Origin of the sequence: Myxococcus vastator, assembly GCF_010894475.1 — a bacterium.
GTDB lineage: Bacteria > Myxococcota > Myxococcia > Myxococcales > Myxococcaceae > Myxococcus > Myxococcus vastator.
Genome location: NZ_JAAIYB010000578.1, coordinates 1 through 4,349, shown reverse-complemented (window position 1 = coordinate 4,349; position 4,349 = coordinate 1). Strand labels below are relative to the sequence as shown.

General features: G+C 69.1%; 4 protein-coding genes. All 4 read right to left on the bottom strand.

Annotation, left to right across the window (positions count from 1 at the left end):
* Positions 1–19: 19 nt before the first annotated feature.
* The 4 genes from G4D87_RS34210 to G4D87_RS34195 all read right to left on the bottom strand — a co-directional run bounded on the left by G4D87_RS34210 (position 20) and on the right by G4D87_RS34195 (position 4,012).
* The gene (locus G4D87_RS34210; RefSeq protein ID WP_163786872.1) at positions 20–757 is read right to left on the bottom strand and encodes a CpsD/CapB family tyrosine-protein kinase; all 738 of its coding nucleotides are present in this window, start codon (positions 755–757) and stop codon (positions 20–22) included.
* A 29-nt stretch (positions 758–786) separates the two neighbouring features.
* The gene (locus tag G4D87_RS34205) at positions 787–2,214 is read right to left on the bottom strand and encodes a GumC family protein (protein ID WP_163786871.1); all 1,428 of its coding nucleotides are present in this window, start codon (positions 2,212–2,214) and stop codon (positions 787–789) included.
* A gap of 14 nt (positions 2,215–2,228) precedes the next feature.
* Positions 2,229–3,374, bottom strand: coding sequence for a porin family protein (locus G4D87_RS34200; RefSeq protein WP_205507827.1), 1,146 nt, complete (start codon positions 3,372–3,374; stop codon positions 2,229–2,231).
* A gap of 65 nt (positions 3,375–3,439) precedes the next feature.
* Complete coding sequence (locus G4D87_RS34195; RefSeq protein ID WP_163786869.1) at positions 3,440–4,012, bottom strand: polysaccharide biosynthesis/export family protein; 573 nt, start codon at positions 4,010–4,012, stop codon at positions 3,440–3,442.
* Positions 4,013–4,349 lie beyond the last annotated feature (337 nt).

Genomic DNA, 4,349 nt, shown 5'->3' with positions numbered 1-4,349 from the left:
GAGCCGAAGCCACCCGCCGCTACTTCTTCACGTAGTTCTTCAGGTACGGCGCCGAGTGGACCTCCGCGCCGTTCAGCACGCACCCGACGATGGGCGCGCCGCCCAGGCTCTCCACCGCCTGGTGCACCGCCTTGCCCGACGTCACGTTGGCGCGGATGACCATCAGCACGCCGTCCGCCTGGTGGCCCAGAATCGCCGCGTCCGCGAAGGGCAGCGTGGGCGGCAAGTCGATGTAGACCTCGTCGAAGCCCTCGCGCACCGCCTTGAGGAACTGCTTCATCCGGCCGCTCGCCAGCACCTGCGCGGTGTCCTCGGGGGTGACGCCCGCGGGGATGAGGGCCAGGCGCGTGGAGTTGAACCGCCGCACCACGTCCCGCACCTCGCAGTCCCCCGCCAGCAGCTCCGCCAGGCCCGTCTTGTTGCGCATGCCCAGCGTGGCCGCCACGCCGCCCCGGCGCAGGTCCGCGTCCACCAGCAGGATGCGGCGCTCCGGGTTCGCCCGGGCCGCGGCGAGCGCCAGGTTGACGCTCGTCACCGTCTTGCCCTCCCCCGGCATCGCCGAGGTGAGCGCGACGACCTTCATCGGCCGCAGCTCCCGCATCCGCTCCAGCCTGTAATAAAGACTGCGGTACTGCTCCGCCGCGGCCGACGCCGGCGCCGTCAACGTCACCACCCGCCGGTCCACCGCGTTGCCGCCCGTCGGGTTGTCATCCACTCGGGGGAGGAAGTTGCCCGCCCGTTCCATCGTCTGATCCATGTCCGTCCTCCGTCCTTTTCCGGCGAGACTCAGTTCAACGTCGTGGGGTTGGACACGCTGTTTCGAGCCCCCGAAGCCGGCATCAGAATCCGCCGCTCCGTCTTGCCTTGCATTTCCGGGACCACCGCGAGCACAGGCAGCGTCAGGCGCTGGCGAACCTCGGTGCCATCGCGCAGGCTGTCGTCGCGCATCTCCAGGACCGAGCCCGTCAGCACGCCCAGGCCCAGGGCCAGGAGGAAGACGATGAGCATGCCCGCCATGCGGTCCGGCCGGGCCGGGGTCGCCGGCACGCCCGCCGGGGAGATGACGTTGAACAGGCTCTTGGCGCTCTTGGCCTCCAGCTCCTGCGCGATCTCCGCCTCCACCTTGCGGCTCACCACGCTCTGGTACTTGGTGCGCGCGATTTCGTAGTCGCGGTTCATCACCGCCAGCTCGTGCGCCCAGCGCGGGGTGTTGTTCAGCCGGGCCTGGTACGCCTCGGCCTGCTTCTGGAGGTCCTGAATCTCCTGCTGGATGTTGCCAATCAGCGAGGCCACGCGGGTGCGCTCGGCGCGCTCGGCCCACAGGCGACCTTCAGCGTCCTTGCGGCGCGCGGACATGCTGTCCAGCTCCGTCTTCAGGCGCTTCACCTCCGGGTGGTCCTCCGTCCAGGTGGTGCGGGCGTTGACCAGTGAACGGGTGAGCCCGTTCTCCGCGGCCTCGAGCCGGCCGGCCTCGCTGTCCACCGCGTTGCGAGCGCGGGCCAGGTCGGAGCGGCGCGCCTCGGCGACCCGCAGCTCCTCCGACTTCGTCTGGAGCTGGTGCGACACGCGCTCCAGGCCGCGCATGTTCATCTCCATCTGCTCGGGCAGCTCGCCCAGGTGGTCCACCTTGAACTGGGAGATCTTCCCCTCCCAGGCGCTGACCGCCTTGCCCAGCGCCACCATCTCCTCGTTGAAGAGGTCGGTGGCGCGCGCCGCCTGCGCCTGACGAATCTTCAGCGTCTCATCGGAGAAGATGGTCGGCAGGCGGTTGGCCACCTGCGCCGCCACCTGCGGGTCGCGGTTGGCGTAGGTGAGCTCGAAGGCCGTCTCACCCTCCACGCGCACCGTGAGGTCCTTGCGCATCTGCGCGACGGCGGACTCCATGCCCTTCTCCGAAACGATGTCCGGATAGAGGTTCATCTCCTCGATGGCCTTCTGGAGCACCGGACGCGCCAGCAGCTCCTGTCGAACGGTGAGCAGCCGCTGCTCGATGATTTCGCTCACCGTGCGCTGCACCATTTCCTCACCTGGCCGCTGCGGCTCCACGCGGACCACCACTGAAGCCTCGTACATGCTCGGCCGGGTCATCACGATGGCTGCGCCCACCAAGAAGACCACTGCTGCGATGGCACCGACCAGGGCCTTGCGTCGCCACAGGGCTCCCAGAAGCTGGTCTGCCGTCATCCCTCGCTCCATGTTCCGCTCCTCCTCCATCCCACGCGCTGTAGCTACCAAGGCGTCACCACCAAACGGACGGCGAACACATTGCGCGTCAGGTCCACCGCGCTCGCCGAATCCGCCAGCCCGACCTGAGCGATTCGATCCACCGCACCCTGCGCCGACAGGCGCCGGTCAATGCGGTACTCCACACCACCACTCACCGCGTAGCCCTGCGACACCCGCGGCGCTCCCCTGAACACGGCCCAGTCCAGCGACGGGGCCTGCCCGTTGCGGAAGAAGCTGGCCGCGCCAAAAAGCGAGACCTTCTGGGTGAACCGGCGCGCCAGCATCACCGACGCGTAGTCCGCCCACAGCGCGTTGGTGAAGCCGTTCGCGCCCACCAGGTCGTGTCCCATCGACACGCCCACGTCGAACAGCTCCCCCGCGCGCTGCAGCTCCACGTTCACTCGCGGAACCCACCCTCCCTGCTGGGCCACCGGCGCCAGGTACCGCACGGGGCCCGCCCGGACGGTGAAGGTGGTAGGCCGCGTCAGCCGATACCGCAACCCCAGCGCCGCGCCGTGCGACTGGCTCAGCGTCCCCTCATAGAGGAAGCCCTGGTACCGATACTCCAAGCCCAGGCTGAGCCGGCGCGTGGCGCGGTACCAGCCTTCGATGGAGGGCGTGTGCGCGTACCCCGCGCGCTGCCCCACGTCGATGATGCGCACCGCCTCGAAGCGGTAGCCCGCGCGCACGTCCAGCCGCTCCGCCACGCGGTTCGTCACGCCCAGCGTCGCCTGCGTGAAGAACGTGGGCAGCGTGGAGCGCGCCAGGCCGTCACGCGGCAGCGAGCTGGGGTCCGTGACACGGAACACCCGGATCGCCGTGTCCAGCCGCAGCCGGCGCGTCATCTGGTGCCGGGCCTCCAGACCGCCCCGGTGGTCCAGCGTCGTCCTGCCCGACCCATGCCGCATCAGCAGGTCAGCCGCGTAGAAGCTGTCCAGCGTGAGCCGCGCGTCCTTCGCCTCCAGTCCCAGCCGCGGCGTCACCTTCGTCATCAGCTGGCCGGTGCCGTCACCGCCCAGGCGCAGGTCGTCGTCGAACCGCTCCTCGGCCGTCAGCCGAAGCCGGGGTTCCCACACCGTCGCGGCCTGCGTGGCGGGCGCGCCGAACATGAGGCCCGCGAGTAGCCACTTCTTCCAGTTGCCCTTCACCGTCGCCCTCCGTCCCGTACGCCAACCACCGCCCACGTCCACGACGCCCACCGCGGCATCACCCTTCACGGAACGACGACGGTGTCACCCGGCCGGAGCATGACCTCGTGTCCGCCATCCGGAGAGATGAGGTCGCTGTAGCGCACCGGAATCTGGCCGCCCTTGCTGTCGGTGCGGATGACCACGATGCCGTCCGAGTTGGCGAAGTCCGTGAAGCCACCCGCCAGCGCGATGGCCTGCAGCAGCGACACGCGGCCGCGCAGCGGATAGGCGCCCGGGTGGGCCACCTCGCCGGTGACGAACACGCGGCTGCTGTTCACCTCGCGGACAATCACCGTCACGCGCGGCTCCTGCACGTACGGCTGATAGGCCGCCTTCAGCGAGTCAGCCAGCTCCGTGGGCGTCTTGCCCGCGGCGTGGACCTCGCCCACCATGGGCATGGAGATGTAGCCATCCGGACGGACTGGCAGCGTCCGGGACAGCTCCGCGTCACGCCACACCGCGATGTCCAGCACGTCCTCACGGCCAATCCGGTAGGGCTGCTCCGTGTTGTCCACCTTCACCTGCGGCTGGTGCGCGCAGCCCCCCAGGAGCATCACGCCCAACACCGTCCAGAACCCCGCGCTCGTCTTGCCCATCGTCAGCTCTCCCTCAAAAGCGTGTGTCGCGCTCCCGGCCCCACTGCGGCCGAGCGTTGCTTCCGGCTGCGTTGCCTTAGCAGCGCGTGTGCCACGTACTGGAGGGAGGGAAAGCCCTTGGATAGCAGTGGGTTACGAAGTGCCCTCCCGGGAGACCCCATGGGGTTCAGGAAATTTTTCCGGCATCGTACCCGCGTCGCACCCGGTGCTTTCTTCAGGCTTTGCGCTGATCGGGGAACGACTTTTCCCTCCGCGACCCCTCCCGCTTCCCACTTCCCCGGGGCCGGAGGCTGGCACGCGTCTTGGATTGAGGTTCGCGCAGGGTAGTGAAGTCCAC